The organism is Prosthecobacter fusiformis (genome assembly GCF_004364345.1).
Lineage (GTDB): Bacteria > Verrucomicrobiota > Verrucomicrobiia > Verrucomicrobiales > Verrucomicrobiaceae > Prosthecobacter > Prosthecobacter fusiformis.
In genome coordinates, this window is the sequence record NZ_SOCA01000001.1 from 1,068,956 (window position 1) to 1,085,983 (window position 17,028).

Genomic DNA, 17,028 nt, shown 5'->3' on the forward strand with positions numbered 1-17,028 from the left:
CGATGGCTGGCAATCATCCTGTTGGGTGCCATTAACCCACTGTCCGCAGCACCCTCTGAGCGCGGAGATCAATTATTGATCACGCCAACGCCGCCGCCTCGTACGGTCACGCCCCCCAGGCCGGAGCCCAAACGCCCTTTCGAGGTCCGCCCTCCCGATATGCGGACGCCTGGTGCGCCGCTAAAACCTAATCAACCCAAGACCTTCGACAAAAACAAGGTCCGCTCTATTTTCGACAAAGCCAAAGATTCTCCAGAGCCGCCACCGAGGAAGAAAAAAGCCGCATCGTCTGTTGGCACCCAGACAGCCCAGGGAACCAGCAAGCCGCCTCAACAAAGGAACGAAACGGTAACCGTCCCGCCAGCGGATGAGGAAGCCAAAGGTAAAACGGCGGAGATGGAAGTGATCAAAGAAGGTCTGCCTACCATCACCGCCGATGAAGCGATCTTGGCTCCCCAGAGAGAATTCAGAACGTTAGACCCGAAAATTTACCAAGAACTGCCGGACCGGCCGGGCGTGGAACTGCCGAAGGGAGGTGCTCAATTACCAGGCACGGGGCTCCCGGGAAAAGATGGCATTGGTGGTCTGAGAGGAGGGCTCCAAGGCGGATTGACCCGGCCAGAGATCGGCCATGATACCGGGGAAGAAGCCTATCAAGACGCTGCTCCTGGAGGTTACAATCCAGCCACGGATCCATCCGGGGCGATGGGAGAGGCAGGCGGCTGGCTGGGCACCGCAGGTCAGGCTTACGGAGGCAAGGGCGGCAAAACCATGGAACAAATTGGCGGCATCATGCAATCCGGCAGCGGAGGCGAGGCGGCTGGAAAAGGTGCGGATATTTTGCTGCCCGGCAGTGGTAAATTTGTCGAAGCGGCAGTGGGCGGTGACACGGCAGGAATGGTGAATGCGGGGGCTACTGCAGCAGGTCAGCTCGCTTCGGATCTTGTGATCGGACTGATCATTGGTTTTGCCGGTGGGGGGCTGATCGGCATGGCCGTGGGGTATGCATTGTCTGCCACAGGGGCAGGCAGGGCCATCGCAGACGGCGTCACGGCGGGCATCAAATGGATCGCGGAAAAAGTAGGCGTGGGTGGTAATCCCCCCCCGGAACCTCCGCCAGAGCCTGCTCCTTCACCCGACCCTGGCATGTATGACGAAAACCATTCGAAGAATAATGGTAAAAAAGGACCGTCCGTCATCAATGAAAACCAGATACGCCCGCTGCAGGATCAATTGAATGAAGATCTGCTGGGTGAAAACCGCGATAAGGAACAATTCGTGGACACTTCAGACACCCCAGCACCACGAAAAGTCGCCTTTGCCCAAGGTTGTGATCCAGATGAACTCGCTGGCAAAGGTGGTGGTTCCATCAATCTCAAAGACCCTTTCACCATCAAAGACATGGAGAAACCTGGCTACGACAAATATTGAATTCCCCATCCTTTTCCTGATTCCTCCTCCCATCTCTATGCGTCTTCACACCCTCGTATCTCCAGGTCTATTCTTATTCACGCTGGCCTCTGTTTCACCCGCTTTGGCACAGCTCAGCCCCACTCATCAAAAGCTGGCCTATGTGGTGCGGGAAGGCGACCCCATCCGGACCATCGACGCGGCAGATTCAGTTTTAAAACAAACTCCGGAAGACGTCACCGCTCTACGTGTAAAGGCCATTGCCCTGATGGACCAGGATCAATTGCCCGAAGCTATCTCCCTGCTGCGCCAAGCTGTGAAGATCGATCCTGAGAGCGTCGCTTGCCGCTACTACTTGGCGGAGGCATTGGCGACTAATGGCGAGCTCGCGGAGTCCCTGGTTTTGCTGGACCAGGTCAAGGTGCGCGCCCCTGATTCCGAGTATGCACGAAGGGCCGACATTGTGCTGCCGGAGCTGCGTGAAATGGTCGTTCAGACTGGTGCGACCTATGATGAGACCATCGGCTCCGCCATGGTCCAGGTGACAACGGAGCCTCCAAAACGATTCAAGGCACAGATACGTGCGGCACTGGAATACGACGATAACGTCGCTGCCCGGTCCGATGATTCCTCGTTTTCAGGCCCGGAATCCTCCGGCCGCGGAGTGCTGGGTTGGGCGCTGGACTTCACCCCGCTGCAGCAGCAATTGGATGAATCGCCACTAACTCTCGGCCTAACTTACGATGGTTATCAGAGCTGGCATGAGCGCGGTCGCCTAACCGCTTTTGACGTGAATCAGAATATCCTGGGCGCTTACCTGGACCGCCAGGGGGAGCTGGCAGGCCTCCCCTACCGTGCGAGGCTGGGTGGAGCCTGGGAATACACTCAAGTTGGAGATGAATTCTTTAATTACGCACTGGGTTTACGTGCCCAATTTGACCTGCAATGGAAGCCATGGACCCTGACATCTCTGCGCTATGATTATGATTACAAAAACTTCAGTGAGGATACGATCCTGCCTGCCACCTTTTCACGCGATGGATCTTATCACCATGCTGGAGTGGACCAGTATTTCTATCTTTGCCAAAACCGTCTGATCTTGGGCGTGGGGTATGCTTATCGCTGGGCCGATACAACGGGAAAGCAATTTGAGACCAGTGCGCACACCGCCAACATTTCAATGCAGGTCGAACTGCCAGCGAAAATCACCTGGCGCGCGTCCGTCAACTACGCCAGCGAAGACTTCAACCAATACACTCCGGATCCCCAGCGTTTTGACAATGCCTGGATGTTTTCCACCTCGCTCTCCAGACCCATTTTCACCGATAACTTGAGCGTGGAACTCAGTTACAATTACACCATTGCCGACTCATCCGTCGCATTTGCCGAATACCAGCGGCAAGTCCTGGGTCTTGGTCTGCGCTACCGCTATTAATTCAATCACCGGATACCTTTATGAAAATGACACTTTCTATCCTGGCCGTCGCGGCTGTGTTTCTCAGCACCATTCCGGCACAGGCTGGCACGGTGAAATCCGAGGAAGAATTCGACCGGGCTGCGGGCCTCTTCAAACGCACCTTGAAGCCAGCGGTCAAGCCTCCACAGATCCGCTTTTCCACACCTACTCCACCACAGGTCCGCCCGGTGCTGCCGCCTTGGTCACAGCAGCCGAAGGGCTCGCAGTTGGTGCCTGTCACAACAGGAATCTTCGACTACACTATTCCTGTTGTTTAACCGCCTGTGATGGCCTGGAAGACCGCAGGGCGACACCAAGTGATTTATGGTCCGCTCATTGGGATGCTGCTCACTGCCTGTGGCAGCAACCCCCTGGAGCATTCCCCGCCACGTGAAACCATCCGTCGCAGTGAGGTCATCCAACGAGCTGAAGTGTATGCGCAGCACCGTTGGCGACCGACATCCGCCAATGTCCGCCACGGTAGGGATGCCCAGGCCATTCAAGTGGACACGCCGGATGTAGGCTACGCTAAGTGCGGCTGGTGGAGGCCCGGCAGATGGAACCAGGGTATGCCCTACCAGTGGGGCGGATTTGACACCCCGACAGAATTTGACCAGAAGGTGAGGAGTGGCCTCGCTGCCGGGGACGTCTATACCGCAGCCAAGCGGGCAGGACTGGATGCAGCGGTGAGCCGGGAGGCGGCTGGCATTGACTGCTCTGGTTTGATTTCACGCTGCTGGCAGCTTGAACGCTCCTACTCCACGCGGGAACTGCCCAGTCTATGCGTGCCACTGAGCAGTTATGACGAACTGCGACCCGGTGACATTCTGAATACGCACAATGCCCATGTGCTGCTGTTTGCAGACTGGGGGAATACCGCTGGCACTCAAATGTGGGTTTATGAGGCTGGCAGCTATCCTACGTGGAAGGTGCTGCGCAGGCAGGTGGACTGTTCTGCTTTGCGGGAAAAGGGCTACCTGCCTTTCCGTTATCGGCACATACTTGAGTGAATTTGAATCCGGCCAGGATTTTAGGACGAATAGATCCACACCCCAATGAAACACACCATGCGCCTGCTTACCGCCATTTTCACCGGTCTTTTCGGCAGTTCATGCGATGCCAAAGACACCCGCGTGGGCCAACCAGCGCCCCAAGTATCCGGTATCAACCAAGAAGGAAAGACGGTGGATTTTAACGATCTTTACCAAAAGGGGCCGACTGTGGTTTTCTTTTATCCCAAAGCCAGCACACCCGGCTGCACCGCCCAGGCCTGCTCGCTGAGGGATGCCTTTGCCGACCTAACCAAAGAAGGAGTGCAGGTCATCGGTGTTTCCCTGGACACCGTGGAAGCACAGAAAAAATTCAAGACTGATCGCAAGCTGCCCTATGACCTCATCGCCGATACGGAGGGCAAAGTTTTGGAGGCATTCAAAGTGGGCAAAGTCATGGGTGGACTTCTCTCCATGGCCCAACGCCAGTGCTTTCTGATCAAAGACAGCAAGATCGTCTGGCACGATGAAAGCGCCTCCACCAGCAGTCAGGCAAATGACATCAAGAAGGCGCTGGCGAGTTTGGAGTAAAACGCACCAGAATTCTTTGTCTGGCAATAACATCAAAGTTGATGCTGGCAGCGCAGGAGTTAGCCAAAAAAGAATCCCCAGGCCCGCCGGAGCGGACCTGGGGATTTGGGTATTTAACGGATCAACGAGTGTGATCAGGCTTTCCAGCCGTCACGGTAGGCAGGGCGGGAGACGAACTTGTTCGGAGCTTCCACATTGCTGACTTTCATGCCTTGCTTGTCCCACTGGACGCTCTGCTGAGCACGCACGGCCAGGTTGCCCAGAAGCACGAACTCCGTCAGCGGGCAGCTGTAGTCGAAGTTGGAGCTTGGCAGACCGCCGTTGACGATGTGGTGAGCCCACTCGCCCTGCGGGTTGTTCGGCATCACGCTGCGGGTTTCGGTCTTCTTGATTTTGCCGGCCTTCATGTCGAGGCGCACCTGGGTGTAGCGCTCCTCGTTGTAGATGACGGGGCTGCCGCAATAGGCTTCACCTTCAAAGATGGTTCCTTCAGTGCCGATGAACATCATGCCGCTGCTGGCTTTATCGAAAGCTTTTTTGGCCAGCTCACTGGTCATGTGCGGGGAGATTTCAGGCTTGTTAGGCTTGCCGTCCTTGGAGCCATCCTGCCAGGAGACTTTCATGGCAGCGTGTTTGCCAGCAGGCATGTGATAAACAAGGTCCGACCACACAGGGGCGCAGGTATCGGAAATAGGGCTGCTGGTAGCATCGATCTTCTCAGGGATGAGCTGACCGAGGATGCTGAAGGTAGCGTCCATGATGTGGCAACCCATGTCACCCAGGGCACCGGAGCCGAACTGCCACCAGCCACGCCAGTTGAAGGGGTGGATGCTGTTGCCGCGCTTGGCGCTCATGCCTTCAGGGATTTCAAATTCGAAATAAGGCTCGGTGGCTTCGCTGGAAAGCCAGAGGTCCCAATCGAGGCCAGCTGGCACTTCGGCAGCTTTTTTCACCAGCGGACCCTGAGGCCAGATGGGGCGGTTGGTCCACAGGCGGATTTCCTTGAGAGTACCGATGGCACCCTGCTCGACCCATTCTTTGGCCATGCGCTGGCCTTCCATGGTGCGGCCCTGGTTGCCCATCTGGGTAGTGATTTTTGCATCTGCGGCAGCTTTGTGCAGCTCGCGCACTTCACCGATGTAGTTGCACAAAGGCTTCTGAACGCAAACGTGCTTGTTATGCTTGATGGCATGCATGGCAGCCACGTAGTGCGTGTGGTCAGGAGTGGAGACGATGACGCCATCGATCTCGTTGGCCATTTCATCGAACATCTTGCGGAAGTCCTGATACAGCTTTGGCGCGGCAGGAGCCTGCTGGCCGGACTTCAAGTGGTGGTCTTCGCGCTTTTTGGCCGCTTCGTTGAGGCGGTTCATGTCCACGTCCACGAGGGCGACGATGTTGTGGTCCAGGGTCACGCCCTGGGTGTCGGACTGGCCTTTGCCGTTGGCACCGATGATGGCGAGGTTCAGCTTCTTACCAGCCGTATTCTGGCCACGGAGGAGAAGGTTAGGGCCTGCGAAGGCTCCTGCTGCGAGGCCGGCCGTGCGGCCGAGGAAATGACGGCGTGAGATGATGTTAAGACCCATGGGGTTGGTATTTTTGGTTGAGTTGGGGGAATCGAGATAAACGCGCTGATTTTCCCGAAATTACGCCCAGATGCTAGCAACCATGCGGTTTCCCGTCCAGCGGGCAATGTTGCACGGCTATTTACAAAGGAATGTATTTCCGCTAAATTGCCCCTCCCCATGAAGAAAAGCCGCCTTGCCACCCTGGCCTCCCTTGGTCTCGCTCTGATCTTTTCCCCCTTTGCAACCGCACAGGTGGATGATGCTGCCGAGCAGTTTTTCCGGGGTTACGTCATGAAAAAGGATGCTGAAAAGATGGAGGCTGATGGCAATTACGCCGGCGCTTTGCAGGTCTATCAGCAAATGGGGCAGCTTTTTGACACAGTGGCCCAGAGCAATCCCGAGTGGCAGCCCGGCATGCTGGCCAATCGGCGAGGACTCACTCAGCAGGCCATCACCCGGGTGCAGGCCCGTCTTTCCCAGCCCGCTGCCGCAGCAGCCACGCCTGCACCGGCAGCTCCAGCAGCCGCGCTCCCCGCCCAGGCCCCGGCTCCCTCCATGCCCGTCTTCAGTGGCAGTACGGAGGCTCCGCCGCCAGGCATCCTGGCGGCTCCGGCAGGCACGATGCCCAGCCTGAGTGACGTGCTCTCCCAGTGGGAGCAGACTTACAGGCAGCGCATGCTGGCTCTGGAAACGCAGAATAACCAGATGCAGATGGATCTGACCAAGTGGCAGCAATGGTACCAGTGGGCCTCTGGTGAAATCAATTCCGCGCGCAGCGAGAAAGACGCGCTGGCCGGAAAAAGCGCCGCCCTGGAGCAGGCGATCGAAACCATGAAGCAGGAAGTGGCTGCTGGCCGTGCGAACAGTGGCCAAATGGATGCCCTGCTAAAGGAAAAACTAAATCTCGAAGTGGAATATCGCAAGGTCTCCCAACGCCTGAAGGCAGCAGACGTCGCGGCCAAAGATGCTTCTCAAAAACTGGCAGATTCTTCCCTGCGTATCACCTCGTTAGAAAAAGAGCGCAATGAACTGCTGGCTGAGCGTGATGCCACCATCAAACAACGGGATGAAGCCATCGCCTCCCGCGATACGGCCATGCAGGAGCGTGACAAGCTGAGTGCCCAAAACCTGGGCATGCAGACAGAAATCGAGGCCATGAAAAAACGCGCACCGGCCAGTGATGAGGTCAAGACCATCATGGCTGAAAACGAGCGGCTGAAAACAGAACTGGCTACTGCGCAAAAACAGGTGGCCACCCTCCAGGCGGATGCCACCCGGAAGGACCAGGAGATCGCCCAGCTACGTGGTCAGCTCACAACTTTGCAGACTGAGATGACAGCTCTGCGCCAGCAGAGCGCCAGCTATCAGACCCAGGTCGCGGAGCTGACACTGCAAATGAAGAACCTCCAGGAGGGCAAGCCGGATGCCATGACGCCGGAACTGGCCAAAGAAAATGAACTGCTACGGGAAATCGTGATGCGTCAACTCCGCAGCCAGTATCGCCAGCAGCAGGCTAAAGACCTGGTCCTGGCGGAATTGCAGAAAATGGAAGGTGTTTCCTCCCGGTTAATCGAGCAGGTGGAGGAGCTGCGTGGCAGCCGAATGACCCTTTCCCCAGAGGAAGAAAAACTGTTCTCCGATCCCTCCGTGCGTGAAATGCTGGGCGGTGACAGCATCCAGGGCACGCTCATCGCCAAAGTCTCTAAATCTGATGAGCCAGCTCCTGCTGAAAAGCCGGTAAACACCCTGCTGGACAAAGCCAACACGGCCTTCAGTGCGCAAAAATTTGCCGAAGCAGCCGCACTCTATGAAGATGCCCTCCGCACCGATCCAAAAAACACCACTGCCTTGGTCGGCCTGGGTTATTCACGCCAGCGCGAAAACAAACTCGGAGAAGCCGAGGCCGCTCTGAAGAAATGCCTGACCTATGACCCAGGCAATGAACTGGCCGCATTCCACCTCGGGGTCACCCACTTCAAACAACAGCGCTGGAATGACGCCACAGGTGCCTTTGAAAAGGGGCTCGCCAAGAACCCGAAAAATGCCCGCGCTCGCCACTACCTGGGCATCATCTCGACCAAGCTGAATCTCCTGGACCGCGCCGAACGCGAATTCAAAACTGCTCTCGCCATTGACCCGGCTTACGGCGAAGCCCATTTCAATCTGGCCGTCCTGTATGCCACCTGGAATCCTCCCCAGTGGGACAAAGCCAAGAGCGAGTATGATCTTGCGTTGAAAAAAGGCGTCAATCCGGACGAAGCCCTGGAAAAACTGCTCAAAGGCAACGGCAAATCGGTTTCCGCCCGGTGAGGCAGGCGGGTGCAGAAGGCACCCTTGTGATTCCCCGTATCCGCATCATGCTGTGCGCATGACTCATACTTGCGCGGTGACCGGCAGGCAGCATGGCAGCGGAAAATTGTGCCCCTTGGCGGCGCTGCCTCCTCAAATAGCCGATCTCATCCGGGCCCGGTCACCCCACCTGGATGACAGTTCCTTGATTGGCCCTGATGTGCTAAACGAGGCACGGCTGGACTACGTGCGCCAGTTACTGCAAAACCAGTTAGGTGAGCTTTCTCATCTGGATGAAGAAGTGCTGCAAAGCCTGCACCGGCATGAAGTGCTCAGCGAGCATCCGGAGAAAGAGGAGGACATTGAAAACTCTACACTGACCGTGGGCCAGAAGCTGTCTGACAAGCTCGCTGAATTTGGCGGCAGTTGGACTTTCATCATGTCCTTCGGCGGCTTTATGGCCGTCTGGATCTTGCTCAATGTCATCTTCCTGGCCAATCGTGGCTACGATCCTTATCCGTTCATTCTGCTGAACCTCATCCTTTCCTGTCTGGCATCCCTGCAGGCTCCCGTGATCATGATGAGCCAGAACCGCCAGGAAGCCCGTGACCGCAAGCGTGCCGAAGGAGACTACAAGATCAATCTCAAGGCGGAACTCGAGATCCGCCATTTGCATGATAAGATGGACTACATGCTCCACCATCACGCCACGCGCCTGATGGAAGTGCAGCAAATCCAGTTAGAACTTTTGAGGGAGATGGCCAAAACAAGGACGCAGGGTGAATGATCGTGAAAAATGACAGCTGGCAGATGACGTTTCTTCCCTTACCTCCCATGCCTCCCCAGGTCCTCCGGCTGATTTTCCTCCTGTCTTTTTCGCTGATCATCTCTGCGCACGCACAAGACGCCGATGATGATGGCCCCACACCCAAGGCGAGCGTACAGCTCACTCATGGAATGGCCAAAATCCGCCTCTATGAGCCGGATGAAATCCCGCCGCGCGCCATTGTCATTTTTGGTTCCGGTGATGGTGGCTGGTCACCTTGGGAAGATTCCGTGGCCCATTGGCTACGCGGTCATGGTGCCTATGTAGTTGGATTTGACCTGCGGGCTTATGCCACCAAGGATTATGATCAAAGAACGTTAGGCCTAGACATGGCCGCCCTGGCGGCTGAAGCAACCCGGCGCTGCGAGGGGGCGGAGGTGCCGATCATTTACAGCGGCTGGAGCATGGGAGCCGTCCAGGCTGTGGCTGCTGCCGGTGGCAAAGAACGGCCCGCCAGTCTGGCCGGGCTGCTGCTCTTCAGCGCAGACAGCCGTGGGCGCTATGGATTGCGGGAAAAAGATGAACTGGGCATCACCCCCCAGGGGCCGGGGACGTTCGGCCTGTCAGAGTTCAATGCGGCCATGAAAAATCTGCGCGTGGCCCAGTTCCATGGCGGTGCGGATTTCATGGCTTCTACCGCCTGGGTGCAGAGCCTCAAATCCCCCAAAGCCCTGTATCTGGTGCCTGGGGCCAATCATGGTTTTGATGGTCCGGACGATTCCTTTGAAGAATGGGTGGCCAGGGGATTTAACTGGGTGCTGGGGGACAATGGAGCTTCATCCGCACCACCGGTGCATGACAGCAGCCTGCCGTGGGGACTTTCCCCTCTCTGGCCGGCAGCGGCCCTGGCCATAGTGCTGTCGCTCATTTTCATTTTCTCGCGCAAGCATTCTCTGCGGATTTTAGTCTGGGCCGTCACCATCATGGCCTGGCTGAATTTGCTGGAGGCCATGACGGTCAAGCCTCCCGAAGCCCTGGACTGGATGGACAACTGGCTGCCGCTGGGCATCAGCGACAATAGCCGCATTCTCCTGCTTTTTTCCGGTATCGGTCTTCTAGCCCTGGCCCGTGGCTTGCGAAGGCACAAGCACATGGCCTGGCTGCTGGCGGTGATCATGCTTTGTGTCTCGGTGATCGTCCATTTGACACGCGCTTTCCAATGGCACCACGCGCTGGCTGCGATGGTCCTGCTGGCCCCACTCATCCGCTGGCGCTCAACCTTCCTTGCACGGTCTGATGCACCATCTCTTCGTTTTGCCTTCATTAGCGTGCCTGTGCTTGCCCTGAGCCTGCTGATTTATGGAGTGACCGGCCTGCGCCAATTCAGTGAACGGGGGGAATTCGGCGAGGCTCTGAGCTGGACAGACTGCGTGAACGGCACCGCCTCCGCCATCATCCTGCAAAAGAGCAATCTGGACACGGATGGCAGCCGCAATGTGCGGATCTTTCTCTCCAACGTCCGTGGTGGCAGTCTGCTCAGCGCCCTGGCGGTGGTGATTCTCATGCTCAGGCCAGTCTTGAAAAAACGCATGCCCGAGGCCACCGCTGAGGAAAGGGACCGCGTCGCCCGTCTCATTGACCAGCATGGGAAGGATCCCATGGACAGCTTTGCCCTGCTGGAGGACAAGCGGTATTTTTTCAGCCAGGATTCTTCAGGCTTCATCGCCTATGCCCTTTGGCGAAAATATGCCGTCGCCCTGGCAGACCCTGTTTGTGCCCAAGACATGCGGCCCGCGCTCATCATCGAATTTACCACCTACTGCGCCCGCCAGGATTGGGAACCCTTGTTTTACTGCGCCCATGTCAGCAACCGCCAGCTGTATGAAGAGGCTGGATTTGTCACCGTCAAAGTGGGTGAAGACGCCCGGCTGGAGACCGCTGATTTCAAGCTGGAGGGCGGCAAATTTCAGAACCTGCGCACGGCCCGCAACAAGGCTCGTAAAAACGGCCTGACCTACCAGTGGTATGATGCACGACCGGCACCGGATCACGGCCTGGAGGCTCAGTTGCAACTGCTCTCCCAAGACTGGCTGGAAAACAAACATGGCGGAGAAATGACCTTCGACCTGGGCAGCTTTGACATCCCGACCCTGCGCACCCATGGAGTCTCAATCGTGCGCAACCCGGAGGGCCGCATTGAGGCCTTCGCCACGTGGTGGCCTTACGCCCAGGGTAAAGGTCGCTGTCTGGATCTGATGCGCGGACGTGACGAGGTGCGGGATGTGATGGACTTCCTCATTGTGGAGGCCATTGATCATTTTAAAACCCTCGGCGTAGAACAGGTCAGCCTGGGGAATGCTCCCCTCGCCAACATTGATGCCACCCAGGAAGATGCGAGCCTGAGCCGGGAGGAGAGGGCCGTAAAATTTCTTTTCGACAACTTTGACCGCTTCTATGGCTATAAGAGCCTGTTCAATTTCAAAAAGAAGTACCAGCCAGAATGGCAAGGCCGCTATCTGGCCTATCAACCCCGCACCCGCCTGGCCATGGTGGCTCTGGCAGTCGCAGGTGTCCACCTGCCCCGGGGTTTCAAAGGACTCATCGGATCGTGAGATCAAATCCACAAAAAGGCGCCTTGTCAGGGGCGGGTTCGTAAGCTCAGGATTCACGTGCCCGCTTCCTCTCTAGCCGCTGATCTCGTCTCCTGGTTCCACCAGACCGGGCGCGTGTATCCCTGGCGGCAGACACGTGATCCCTATGCGATTCTGGTCTCGGAAGTCATGCTGCAGCAGACCCAGATCAGCACCGTACTAGGCCGTGGATACTATGCCCGGTGGCTGTTGCGCTTTCCAGATTTCGCCACGCTGGCGGCTGCCTCGGAGAGCGATATCCTCACGGCCTGGGAAGGGCTGGGGTATTATCGTCGCGCACGGAATTTGCAGAAACTGGCTCAGGTGGTGATGGCAGAGCATGCTGGCATTTTCCCCCAGGAGCCTGCCGCCATTCTGGCTCTACCAGGCATCGGTCCTTATACGGCGGGGGCTATTTCGAGTTTTGCCTTCGGTCTGAATGAACCCATCGTGGATGGCAATGTGGCCCGGGTTTTGTCTCGTCTGGACAATGATGCGACGCCCATTGATTCCACAGCCGGGAGCAAGCGCCTTTGGGAACGGGCCACGGAACTGGTCCGCGCTACGGATGATCCTCGTGCCTTAAATTCTGCCCTCATGGAACTGGGGCAGACGATCTGCAAACCAGCACTGCCCCAGTGTCCTGACTGCCCGGTAAAGAAACATTGCCACGCCATTGATCCCTCCGGCCTGCCGGTCAAATCTAACAAGACCCAGATCACGGAAGTGACTGAACGGGTGATCTTTCTCCAGACTCCTCAAGGCGTGCTGCTGGAACAGGAAACTGGGGCACGGCGCACCGGCCTCTGGAAGCTGCCTGCGCTGCCGGAGGATGCCGAGCCAACGCCTCCCCTGCTGCTAAAGACCACCTATGGCATCACCCGCTACAAGGTGACCCTGTGGGTTCATGAGGCCCCGCCTAACCAAATGCATGAATGGCCAGCCTCTCATCGCCTCATTCCCCATGCTGAACTGGCAACGACGGCCATGCCCAGCCCGTATCGCCGGGCGCTGGAGAAGCTGCTGAAAAATTCCCTGTTCCGCCTGGAGTCCTGACGTCTCCCCAGGGCCACCTTGCACCTTGAATCAAGCCCTGCCTGCTGCTACTTCCTCTCCTTATGTCAAAAGGTCAGGGCAAAACCGCCACGCATTTCTTCCATCTCGGCTCCGAATCAGAGCCCTTCCTCTTTGCCAATGGCGATTCGCTGCCTGGCATCACGGTGGCCTATGAGATGTATGGCAAGCTGAATGCCAAAAAGAACAACGCCATCCTGCTCTTTCACGCCCTCTCCGGCAGCCAGCATGCCGCCGGCCGCACCGAAGAGATCGAAGGTCTCGGGGAACGATGGACCGATGACGTCAAGCCCGGCTGGTGGGACCTTTTTATCGGACCTGGCAAGGCACTGGATACCACCCGTTACTGCATCATTTGTGCGAATTACCTCGGCGGCTGTTACGGCAGCAGCGGCCCCACTTCCATCAATCCCGCCACTGGAAAACCCTATGGCAAGAGTTTCCCCCCCGTGCTTTCCAGCGATGTCGTGCGCAGCCAGATCGCCCTGCTGGACCATCTGGGCATCAGCCAGTTGCACGCAGTTATCGGGGCGAGCGTGGGCGGACTCCTGGCGCTGAATCTGGCCACATTATACCCTGAGCGGGTGCGCATCATCATCCCGGTGGCCACCGGCTTGAAGACCACCGTGCTTACCCGGCTGACCTTGTTTGAACAGGTCATGGCCATTGAAAACGACCCCCATTTCCATGGCGGAGATTATTACGAAGGTCCCGCCCCCGAATACGGCCTAGCCCTGGCACGCATGATCTCTCACAAGACATTTGTCCACCTGGACGCCATTGAAAAGCGGGCCAAAACCACGGTCAGCCAGCCCAATGGCCAGCTCTCCTGGTATAAGGTGGGCCATAATGTGGAAAGCTACATGCTGCATCAGGGAAAAAAATTCGTGAAGCGCTTCGATGCCAACAGCTATCTGCGCATCATTAACATGTGGCTGCGCTTTGACCCGCTGCGGGATGCCGGAGTGGACAGTTATGAGCAGCTCTTCGCCCGCAGCACCGCTGCAGGACATCATTACTTGGTCTTCAGCATTGATTCTGATTTCTGCTTTTATCCTGAGGAGCAGGCCGAAATGGTCTCCGCCCTGGAAAGGGCGGAAGTATCCTCCATGCACATCACCGTGCACTCCACCAAAGGTCACGATTCTTTCCTCCTGGAGCCTGAACTTTATACCCCCCACCTCGTCTATACACTCGAAGGCCGCTGGCAGAAAAGCTCGCTGGATGGCGAGGTGCAGGAGGTGGAGTGAATTATTCTAACCAGTTTTCAAATCGGAGATTAGGCACCTGAATAAAGTCTCGCTTGTTGGCAGTAAGTAACAAAGCATTATTTACCAAGGCTATAGAAGCCATTTTCAAGTCCATAGATCCAACGCGGAGCTTTTGACCGCGCAGGGACTCGAAGCGGGAAGCTGCAAGATCATCAAAATCCACAACATTCCACCTGGCAAAAAAGCGGGAAATCCCGGCTAGCTCATGGTATGCTGACACTTGACGAGAAATCTGAGACGTCCTGGCGATCAATCCCAACCAGCCTCTCATTTGTTCCTCGAAGGCAATCACCGTTGTGCCGATGCCTTCATCGGCATGCTCTTTCAACCGTTTAGATAATGAAAGACAGCGTGGATGTTCACGATACTTCAAAACCGCCAAGTGATTCGAATCAAGCAGTATCACATTCCACTCAGTTCATGTTTTGTTTGTTCACGCCTTAAGCGTGCACCCTCAGCATCGATTTCCTTCATCAATTCATCTCCACTGAACATGCCTATGGTGCTCATCCAAGCCCTTGGGTCAGGCTTGCTACTACCTCCCACATTAGTCTCCCAATCGGCGGCTTCGGCCGCAGGGCTAACCATTGTTGGGAAAGTGCTATCCATGTAGAAAAATATGGCGTTTTTGTCCAAAATCAACCCTGATTACAGCCCCATGGGCTGGTCTTCACCGATGACTTTGACCTCCATCTCCAGTTGCACCCCACGCTCACGCTGGGCGATTTCCTGGATCTCGGCCACAAGGTCTAAAACTTCCCGGGCGGTAGCACCACCGGAGTTGACAATGAAGTTGCCATGGATGTCAGAAACTATGGCCTTGCCCACGCTGCGGCCTTTGAGTCCCAGTTCATCAATGAGTTTGCCTGCACCGCAGACCTCAGGGTTTTTGAAAGCGCAACCTGCACTGGCCCCCACGGGCTGGCTGGTGCGACGTTTTTGGTGGGAAGCGGCGAGCTTGATATCAATCTCATCCTGAGGAGCAGGAGTGCCCTTGAGAACCGCAGAGACGATGTAACGCTCTTCAAACTCCGGCACGTTACGATAATGGTGCTCGATCTCGGCCAGGGGCTTTTCCTGGATCTGTCCATCGGTATCAATGAACCGTATGCTGACGATCTGATCAAAAGTCTCCGTTCCCATGGCACCGGCATTCATGCGGATGGCACCACCGAGATTTCCCGGCACGCCTTCCATCCATTCAAAGCCGCCTAACCCTGCATTGCGGGCACTGCTGGCGATCTTTTTCAACCGTGCACCGACGCCTACAACAAGCGTCTCGCCTTCCACCCGCACGTCTTCAAATTCCCCCTTTGCAGGATGAATGACTGCGCCACGAATGCCGCCATCCCGGACCAGCAGATTGGAGCCACGACCAATGACCCGGATGGGGACGGTATGGCTGCGCAGGTAGCGCACTACTTCAGCGAAACCTTCCACGCTGCGCGGCTCCACCCAATACTGAGCTGGCCCGCCAATGAGGAAGGTGGTGTGGCGATTCATCGGCTCATACAGCCGGGCTGTACCGCCGCCGTGGGCCTCAAGAAGAGAACAGAGTTTTTCTAAAACAGGCAGGTCACGGGCGATGCAACGCCCCACTTCATGCACGTTACCAGCACCGAGTGTGATAAGGAGATCTCCAGGCCGCAGCGCATTTCCAACCTTGTCTCGGGAGAGCAGCAGTGTCGGGGTGGACTGGGCCTTGGTCGCAGATTGGGCCATCACTTCCTCCACGATGGTTTCGCCACTCACACCTGGCAGTGGCTTCTCACTGGCGGCATAGACATCCGTCACGAAAAGTTCATCCACGTCCCCAAAACTGGCTCCGAATTCCTTCTTCAGGAGCTGAGTTCGGCTATACCGGTGCGGCTGAAAAAGACAGACGATACGCTTGGGTTGCAGCCCCTTCGCCGTGGCTAGGGTGGCGGCAATTTCGCTGGGGTGATGACCGTAGTCATCCACCACGGTGAAGAGCTCCCCGCTGTGTCGGATCTCAAACCGGCGCTTCGCCCCACGGAAACTTTTCAGGGCATGCTGGATGTTTTCAAAGGGAACACCCAGCTTCGTTGCCAGGGCGATGGCGGCGAGGGCATTGGAAACATTGTGTTTTCCTGGAATACCCAAGGTGGCCACGCCTAACAAACGATCCTTCTGATAGACTTCGAAATCGGAACGGTCTGGCTTCATGGCCAGGATGTTGGCCGAGAAATCAAAGTCCTGGGACCAGCCGTAGCTCACCCCTTGCGGACCGGAGCAGACCTCCCGCGCCACGGGGTCTTCGGCGCAATGCACCCAATGGCCTGGTGTCTGGGACAGAAGCTGGCGGAACACGGTTTTGATCGCCTCAATGCCATCGTAGAAATCCAGGTGCTCCGCCTCAATGTTCAGGATGATGGAATGCTCCGGATGGAAGTTCACCAGGGTCCCGTCGCTTTCATCCCCTTCAGCCACAAAAAGCTCCCCCTCCGCATCCCAATGCGCATTCGCACCCAGGATGGGGATTTCTGCGCCGACGTAGTGGCTGGGCTTCAGCCCCCCCTGGCGCAGGACGTGAGCCGTGAGTGCGGAGGTGGTTGTCTTGCCGTGCGTTCCCCCGACTACGACCCCCTTTTTGTTGGCCATGACAGCTGCCAGTGCCTCTGCCCGGCGCACCAGCGGGATGCCCTGCTTATAAGCGGCTTCATAGGCGACATTTCCTGGCTTGATGGCACTGGAGTAGATGACCATGTCGCATTCCTCCACTTCCTTTTCGGAGTGGGGGGAAAAAAACTGCAGCCCCAGTTTGACCAAGCGGTCCGTCTCCAGGGTAGTGACCTTGTCTGACCCACTGACCCGGTGACCCAGTGCCAGCAGCAGCGAAGCCAGCCCGCTCATCCCTGACCCGGCAACGCCGATGAGGTCAATGCGCATGGGGTGACGGCTTTCTTTGAGGAGGCTGAGGACGGCGTGGGACATGGAGTTGACCACGGTACGCGGAAGCGCAG

13 protein-coding genes are annotated in these 17,028 nt (G+C 57.0%); 10 read left to right on the forward strand and 3 right to left on the reverse strand.

What is annotated here, in order from left to right:
• The first annotated feature begins 159 nt into the window (after positions 1 to 159).
• The 5 genes from EI77_RS23255 to EI77_RS04170 all read left to right on the forward strand — a co-directional run bounded on the left by EI77_RS23255 (position 160) and on the right by EI77_RS04170 (position 4,446).
• Entirely contained in the window at positions 160 to 1,431 is a 1,272-nt protein-coding gene (locus EI77_RS23255; RefSeq protein WP_166647019.1) for a hypothetical protein, read from the forward strand.
• 37 nt (positions 1,432 to 1,468) lie between these two features.
• On the forward strand, positions 1,469 to 2,845 hold the full coding sequence (locus EI77_RS04155) for a surface lipoprotein assembly modifier (RefSeq protein ID WP_166647020.1): 1,377 nt from the start codon (positions 1,469 to 1,471) through the stop codon (positions 2,843 to 2,845).
• 26 nt (positions 2,846 to 2,871) lie between these two features.
• Positions 2,872 to 3,144, forward strand: a complete 273-nt coding sequence (locus tag EI77_RS04160) for a hypothetical protein (RefSeq protein ID WP_133793481.1) — start codon at positions 2,872 to 2,874, stop codon at positions 3,142 to 3,144.
• Between the two features lie 63 nt (positions 3,145 to 3,207).
• On the forward strand, positions 3,208 to 3,876 hold the full coding sequence (locus EI77_RS04165) for a hypothetical protein (protein ID WP_166647021.1): 669 nt from the start codon (positions 3,208 to 3,210) through the stop codon (positions 3,874 to 3,876).
• 57 nt (positions 3,877 to 3,933) lie between these two features.
• Positions 3,934 to 4,446, forward strand: coding sequence for a peroxiredoxin (locus tag EI77_RS04170; protein WP_243838659.1), 513 nt, complete (start codon positions 3,934 to 3,936; stop codon positions 4,444 to 4,446).
• Between the two features lie 134 nt (positions 4,447 to 4,580).
• Here the strand turns inward: EI77_RS04170 and EI77_RS04175 are convergent, their stop codons facing one another.
• A complete protein-coding gene (locus tag EI77_RS04175) occupies positions 4,581 to 6,032 on the reverse strand; it encodes a Gfo/Idh/MocA family protein (protein ID WP_133793484.1) in 1,452 nt (483 codons plus the stop codon).
• Positions 6,033 to 6,191: 159 nt separating this feature from the next.
• On the opposite strand from EI77_RS04175, the gene EI77_RS04180 reads away from it, so the two are divergent.
• The 5 genes from EI77_RS04180 (at position 6,192) to metX (ending at position 14,023) form a co-directional block, all read left to right on the forward strand.
• Positions 6,192 to 8,324, forward strand: coding sequence for a tetratricopeptide repeat protein (locus EI77_RS04180; RefSeq protein ID WP_133793485.1), 2,133 nt, complete (start codon positions 6,192 to 6,194; stop codon positions 8,322 to 8,324).
• A gap of 58 nt (positions 8,325 to 8,382) precedes the next feature.
• On the forward strand, positions 8,383 to 9,090 hold the full coding sequence (locus EI77_RS04185; RefSeq protein ID WP_243838660.1) for a DUF1003 domain-containing protein: 708 nt from the start codon (positions 8,383 to 8,385) through the stop codon (positions 9,088 to 9,090).
• Positions 9,091 to 9,137: 47 nt separating this feature from the next.
• On the forward strand, positions 9,138 to 11,681 hold the full coding sequence (locus tag EI77_RS04190) for a phosphatidylglycerol lysyltransferase domain-containing protein (RefSeq protein ID WP_166647022.1): 2,544 nt from the start codon (positions 9,138 to 9,140) through the stop codon (positions 11,679 to 11,681).
• 57 nt (positions 11,682 to 11,738) lie between these two features.
• Positions 11,739 to 12,755, forward strand: coding sequence for an A/G-specific adenine glycosylase (locus EI77_RS04195; protein ID WP_133793487.1), 1,017 nt, complete (start codon positions 11,739 to 11,741; stop codon positions 12,753 to 12,755).
• Between the two features lie 62 nt (positions 12,756 to 12,817).
• On the forward strand, positions 12,818 to 14,023 hold the full coding sequence (gene metX, locus EI77_RS04200) for a homoserine O-acetyltransferase MetX (protein WP_133793488.1): 1,206 nt from the start codon (positions 12,818 to 12,820) through the stop codon (positions 14,021 to 14,023).
• 1 nt (position 14,024) lies between these two features.
• Here the strand turns inward: metX and EI77_RS04205 are convergent, their stop codons facing one another.
• Together EI77_RS04205 and murC are read right to left on the reverse strand one after the other, a co-directional pair.
• The gene (locus EI77_RS04205; RefSeq protein ID WP_133793489.1) at positions 14,025 to 14,450 is read right to left on the reverse strand and encodes a type II toxin-antitoxin system VapC family toxin; all 426 of its coding nucleotides are present in this window, start codon (positions 14,448 to 14,450) and stop codon (positions 14,025 to 14,027) included.
• A 242-nt stretch (positions 14,451 to 14,692) separates the two neighbouring features.
• Positions 14,693 to 16,999 (reverse strand): UDP-N-acetylmuramate--L-alanine ligase, encoded by a 2,307-nt coding sequence (gene murC / locus EI77_RS04210; protein WP_133793490.1) that lies wholly within the window; start codon positions 16,997 to 16,999, stop codon positions 14,693 to 14,695.
• Between the last annotated feature and the right edge of the window lie 29 nt (positions 17,000 to 17,028).